Here is a 1165-nt window from a genome sequence, read left to right as displayed (position 1 = left end):
TACTTCTTTTTCTTTTGGTTGGCTTTGTTCTTGAGCAGGTTTAAAAAAATGCGTATCAACCCCGCGATTAATCGTCACAATGTGATTGGCAAGTGCTGGATAGGTGCTTTGTATATGCCTTTCAACAAACTGAGAAACTGCGATTGTTCTGACTCCACGTAGCATTGCGGAGTTATAGAAACGCTTTGCAGCGGGTTGATGTCCATAGACTCCATGGAAAGTCGCAACGTAGGGTACGCCGCTCAGCTTAGACGCCAATAGGGTGCTCCACGCTGGGGCCCTAGAGCGAACATGTAACAAGTTTATGCCGTGTTCTTTGATTAATCGCACCATTGCGAAAGCATTGAGTATGATGCGGACAGGATTCTTGCTGTGAACGGGCAGAGTATGGTGTCTGACATTGAACAGATTCAGTTCCTTAGTCAGCTTTCCGCCGGATGAAATGACGCTCGACTTGATGTGATTTGAGGACAAATGTTCAGCCAGCTCTATCGTTCCGCGTTCTACACCTCCGCCGTGTAATGCCGGAAGAATTTGCGCAACATGCGGCGCGGCTTTTCTTTGTTCCACTTTTTTTAAAAGCCAGTGTACGGCGCGTTCAGCTTCGTTGATGATCGCGCTCTGTGCTTCTGAGCTTGGTGCGTGTGAACTTTGGTGTTTTGAGTTGTGAGAGGGTGCAGGCGCTTTGTCTTCAATATATCGAAAGATGAGATTTTCTTGCTCGAGTGTTTTTAGTTCGTTGAGAACCTTGTTACGTCTCAATATTCGTCGTTTGGATTTCAACTGAAGCACGCCCACAGGCTCTTGAGTATTGAGAGCCTCATACATCATATTTATGCTATCGGGGCTGACCCAAATCGATTTGGCGCTTGCCAGTATTGGTTCAATGTCAGCTGTTGCCTCAATGATTTTGATATGACTTAGCTGTTGTTGAATAGCCTGAGCAGTGCTAACAGGAGTGCGTCGAGAACAAGAGACTGACCATGGTAATGAGTCGTCTTGTGAGATAGTCGTAATCTGCTTGATGATTTTTTCTTCATCCCAAATGAAGTGTTTGGATTGTCCGCCTAATAAAATCAGACCTTCTGCTCTTGTGTCCGATGCAATTGCGGATTTCTTGATTAACGGCCCTTTTGTAGTGAGTACGCGCTCACTATTTTTAAGT

The 1165-nt window shown here is 45.5% G+C and carries 1 protein-coding gene; it reads right to left on the bottom strand.

What is annotated here, in order from left to right:
- The coding region (locus A3762_RS09750; RefSeq protein ID WP_156493365.1) for an ELM1/GtrOC1 family putative glycosyltransferase at positions 1–1165 on the bottom strand (1165 nt) is incomplete at both ends.

It is taken from the genome of Oleiphilus sp. HI0125, from assembly GCF_001635355.1.
Note: the sequence above shows the minus strand (reverse complement) of the source record. Positions and strands in the feature narration are given on the sequence as shown.